This window comes from uncultured Ralstonia sp., from assembly GCA_913056305.1.
Classification (GTDB): Bacteria; Pseudomonadota; Gammaproteobacteria; order Burkholderiales; family Burkholderiaceae; genus Ralstonia.
The window spans coordinates 1-3767 of record CAJXMR010000319.1 but is presented as its reverse complement, the minus strand read 5'-3'; the positions used below and the strand labels follow the sequence as shown (position 1 = coordinate 3767).

4 protein-coding genes are annotated in these 3767 nt (G+C 63.3%); all 4 read left to right on the top strand.

Annotation, left to right across the window (positions count from 1 at the left end; genetic code table 11):
* The first annotated feature begins 123 nt into the window (after positions 1–123).
* From modA to QZ609_RS25250, 4 genes are read left to right on the top strand one after another with little or no spacing between them, the layout of a single operon-like run.
* Positions 124–909, top strand: coding sequence for a molybdate ABC transporter substrate-binding protein (modA, locus tag QZ609_RS25265; protein WP_182611486.1), 786 nt, complete (start codon positions 124–126; stop codon positions 907–909).
* A gap of 12 nt (positions 910–921) precedes the next feature.
* Positions 922–1587 carry a molybdate ABC transporter permease subunit gene (gene modB, locus QZ609_RS25260; protein WP_182611487.1) on the top strand — a complete coding sequence of 222 codons (666 nt, stop codon included), beginning with the start codon at positions 922–924 and terminating at the stop codon, positions 1585–1587.
* Positions 1584–2729 carry an ABC transporter ATP-binding protein gene (locus QZ609_RS25255; protein WP_182611488.1) on the top strand — a complete coding sequence of 382 codons (1146 nt, stop codon included), beginning with the start codon at positions 1584–1586 and terminating at the stop codon, positions 2727–2729. The genes modB and QZ609_RS25255 overlap by 4 nt, the downstream gene beginning before the upstream one ends.
* Positions 2726–3532 carry a sulfite exporter TauE/SafE family protein gene (locus tag QZ609_RS25250; protein WP_182611489.1) on the top strand — a complete coding sequence of 269 codons (807 nt, stop codon included), beginning with the start codon at positions 2726–2728 and terminating at the stop codon, positions 3530–3532. The genes QZ609_RS25255 and QZ609_RS25250 overlap by 4 nt, the downstream gene beginning before the upstream one ends.
* The last annotated feature ends 235 nt before the right edge of the window (positions 3533–3767 follow it).

The window sequence follows — 3767 nt, the reverse complement described above, 5'->3', positions numbered from 1 at the left end:
TCTACATAACTGGCGGGCTTATGATAGCGAATTGGCCTTATCTTGGCATGACCCCGTTATACTGCGCAGGCGATATCTTCCAGAAAAGATATCGCTTCCACAACCCCATTCTCAAGGATGGTCATGCAACGCCGTCGATTCACCTTGTGGCTGGCCGCATCCATTGCTGTTGCCGCGTTTGGCACGCCGTCGTTCGCCCAGCCCCAGGCGACGGTGGCTGCAGCTTCCGATCTGAAGTTTGCGTTGGAAGAGGTCTCGGCCCGCTTCGAGCACGATACTGGCCAGAAGATCCGCCTGGTGTTCGGCTCATCCGGCAATTTCTATTCCCAGATCGTGCAAGGGGCGCCGTTCCACGTGTTCATGTCCGCGGATGAGGCGTTTGTCTTCAAGCTCGCTGAGGCAGGCAAGACGGTGGATCGAGGACGTCTGTACGCGGTGGGCCGCATCGGCATCATTGTGCCCAAGGGCTCGTCGCTCAAGCCCGACGGCGAGCTCGTCGACCTGGCGGCTGCGCTCAAGGACGGCCGCCTGCAGAAATTCGCCATCGCCAATCCCGAGCATGCCCCCTACGGGGCCAGGGCTCGCGAGGCGCTGCAGCATGCCGGCCTGTGGACGAATATCCAGTCCAAGTTAGTCCTCGGCGAGAACATCTCGCAGACGGCCCAGTTCGCCACTTCGGGTTCCACGCAGGGGGGCATCATCGCACTGTCCTTGGCCAAGGCACCAGCCATGGCAGCACTCGGTGACTTTGCGCTGATCCCCGAGGATTGGCATCAACCCCTCAGGCAGCGCATGGTGCTGGTCAAGGATGCGCCGCCTGCGGCACGAGCCTTCTACGACTACCTAGCCAGCGCACCCGCACAGGAGATCATGGTGCGTTACGGCTTTGCCATGCCCAAGGAACGCTGACCGAGCAGCAGCATGGATTGGCAAGCGCTATCCCTTTCCCTGCAACTCGCGGCCGTCACGCTCGCGATACTGCTACCGGCGGGCCTGTGCCTGGGCCGTTGGCTTGCCTACACGGCGTTTACGGGGAAAGCCTGGATCGAGGCGCTGGTTGTGTTGCCCCTGGTCCTGCCGCCGACGGTGCTGGGGTACTACCTTCTTTCGTCGCTTGGCAGTGCGTCACCGCTCGGTGCCTGGGTTGCGCAGGCTTTCAATCTCCGATTGACCTTCAATTTCCTGGGGCTGGTGCTGGCTTCCATCGTGTTCAATGTGCCGTTTCTGGTGCAGCCGGTGCAGCGGGCCTTCGAGGCCATCCCTCGACAGCTGGGTGAGGCGGCGGCCGTAAGCGGCCTGAATGGCTGGCAGACGTTCTGGCGCGTCGAACTGCCGCTCGCATGGCCCGGCGTCCTATCGGCCATGGTGCTCACGTTCGTGCATACGCTGGGCGAATTCGGTGTCGTGCTGATGATCGGCGGGAGCATTCCCGGTGAGACCAAGACCATCGCGATCGCTATCTATGATCGCGTCCAAGCGTTTGATCTTACGGCTGCCAACCACATGGCATTGCTGCTGGTGGTGCTGTCGCTGGGCGCCGTCGCAAGCTCGCTATTTGCGTCGACCAGACTGACGGCAAGGCGATGAGCGGCGACACGACGTCACAGACGCACCTGGCACTCGACTTCGAGATCGAGCAACACCGGCCCATGCCGCTGGCGGGGGCGTTTCGTTGCCACCCCGGGGAGCTGCTTGCCGTGGTCGGCCCCTCGGGCGCCGGCAAGAGTTCGATGATGCGGGTGCTGGCCGGGCTGATGCGGCCTGAGCGCGGCCGCGTTTGCGTGGGCGGAGAGGTCTGGTGCGATACGGCACGCGGTGTTTTCGTGCCAGCGCGTCATCGTCATGTCGGCTTGGTGTTCCAGAACTACGCCTTGATGCCGCACATGAGCGCGCTGGACAATGTCTGCCTATCGCTTCTGCATTTGCCTCGGCACGCCCGCCGGCAAGAGGCCTGTCGGTGGCTGGAGCACATGCACTTGACGCCCGATGAGCAGGGCCGCCGCCCCGTGGCACTCTCCGGAGGCCAGCAGCAGCGCGTCGCAGTAGCCCGGGCGCTGGCGCGACAGCCTCGCCTGTTGCTGCTTGATGAGCCGTTCTCGGCGGTGGATCAGATGAGTCGGCGCTCGCTCTATTCGCTGCTGGCGGACCTCAGGCGCGAATTGGCCATTCCCATTGTCCTGGTTACGCACGATCTGGCTGAAGCTCGTCTCTTGGCCGATCAACTGGTCGTGCTTGATGCCGGGCGAATCCTGCAACAGGGCACACCTGACACCGTCCATTTCGCGCCGCGCAATGCGCGCGTCGCGGAGCTGGTCGGCGTACAGAACCATTTCAGCGGGCGGTGGCTAGGCCCCGCTGCGGCACCCGGCTGGGGTCTGCTGCGTTGGGACGTCGCCGGCGGCGGTGATGCCGCGCCCATCCTGACCGTTCGGGACAAGGGTCGGATCCCTGCCGGCCAGCCGGTCACTTGGGTCATTCCGAATGACGGTATCGCGCTGTCCCCGGAACCACTGTGGGCTCAGGACGGGGCTTTTCTGGCGACGGTCACGGAAGCACGTCACGTTGGCGAGATTTCCCTCGTCTCCCTGGCCCTGGCGGAGATGCCAGGTGCAGTCATACGGCTGACGCTCTCTGGCCCGGCGCGGCTGGAACCGGGAATCGGTCAGTCGTACTGGGTTGACCTGGATCTCCGCCTCATCCATGTCATGCCGCTTCGCCACCGACCATGAATATCAACCGTTCCGACTCAGCCAACCAGCGAACCGTCGCCACCTTCTTCAGCGGCGCGATAGTCGGCACGCTTGGCGGGCTCATTGGCTTGGGCGGCGCAGAGTTTCGGTTGCCGATTCTGCTGCAGGTATTCGGTTTCGCACCGCTTCGTGCCGTGATTTTGAACAAGGCGACCAGCCTTGTCGTGGTGGCGTCGGCCCTAGTGTTTCGCAGCAGCGCTGTGCCGTGGAGCCAGATCGCAGCGCACTGGAGCGTAATCGCCAATCTCCTGGCGGGCAGTCTTGTGGGCGCTTGGTTTGCCGCCGGCTGGGCCACGAGGATTTCGGACACGACCCTGCGACGCGTGATCGCGGGTCTGCTGGTGTGCATTGCCGCAATGCTGTTGTTCGGACATGGAAGCTCCGCTCACGAGCCGCTCGTCAACGGGCCATGGCTTCTGGTCTGTGGCGTGGTCGCAGGACTTGCGATTGGCGCGGTCGCATCCTTGCTCGGCGTCGCTGGCGGCGAGCTGCTGATTCCCACGCTCGTCATCCTGTTCGGCATTGACGTCAAGCTCGCCGGGAGCCTGTCGCTGGCGGTGAGCCTGCCGACGATGCTGGTCGGCTTCGCACGCTATAGCCGAGACCAAAGCTTTGTCGTCTTGCGAGAGAACGCGCGCTTCGTCTTCGTATTGGCGCTTGGTTCGATCGCCGGCGCTGCTCTTGGCGGGGCCAGCCTCGGGTTGGTTTCGGTCGGGGCCTTGTTGAGGATTCTCGTCGTGCTTCTGCTCGTTTCTGCTTACAAGGCCTGGTCACATCGTTGAGCGTTCGCATGAGTCCGCGCGTGCCACCGGTTCGGTCTAGGGAAGCCGAGCACCGCACGAGCGCGGGGTGGGCTGGCGGTGGATGCCATTTGCGGGGCTCGCACGGGCCCTCGGGAACGAGGCGATAGTTTGCGGTTTCGTACTGGAAGCCAGCATCGGCCCTCCCGCAAGAAGGTATCCCACGTGATAATTCGCCATTATCGCGTATGAGATTTTGCAGTTCCCGATTCGCCTT